The following is a 557-nucleotide window of genomic DNA, read 5'->3' on the forward strand; positions in this document are numbered from 1 at the left end:
TGGCCACAGGTGCGCGACGGCGTCATGCGCATGTCCAGCGCGCAGTTCGCAGCCCTTTTTGAAGGCGTGGATTGGCGACTTGTGCGGCCCGAGCGGGCGCGGCGCCCGCTGGTGGCTGGTTAATTGGAAAACTGCGCTGAAAGGCCTGTTTTTACTGGCCTGACGCGGTATCCTGTGATTCACTTCCCGCCATGGATGCCACTGATCTTGCACGCGAAAATGCCCTGCTGAAAGCACGCCTCGCCGAGGTCGAGGCGACGCTGGCTGAGACGCAAGAAGCCAACCGGCGGCTACAGGACATCCTGCGCGTGGCGCAACGCGAGAAGTTTGGCAAAAGCTCCGAGAAGCTGTCACCCGACCAGTTCAACCTGCCTCTGGAGGATGCGGAATTTGCCCAAGGCGTGCTCGAGGCCGCGCAGGAGAAAGCCGAGGCGATGCAAAGGGCGCGCGGGGAAACGCCCCGCAAGCCCAGGCGCAACTGCGGGCATCTGCCCTCCCATCTGCCCCGGGTCGAGCGGGTGATCGAGCCTGCCAGCACGCTCTGCCCCTGTGGTTGC

Annotated in this window: 1 protein-coding gene; it reads left to right on the plus strand. The window is 64.3% G+C overall.

Going from position 1 to position 557, the window contains the following annotated elements:
• Positions 1-191: 191 nt before the first annotated feature.
• A partial coding sequence (locus KAK09_RS18650; protein ID WP_210880413.1) for an IS66 family transposase occupies positions 192-557 on the plus strand: 366 nt, incomplete at its 3' end.

The organism is Roseovarius autotrophicus (assembly GCF_018069895.1).
Lineage (GTDB): Bacteria > Pseudomonadota > Alphaproteobacteria > Rhodobacterales > Rhodobacteraceae > Roseovarius > Roseovarius autotrophicus.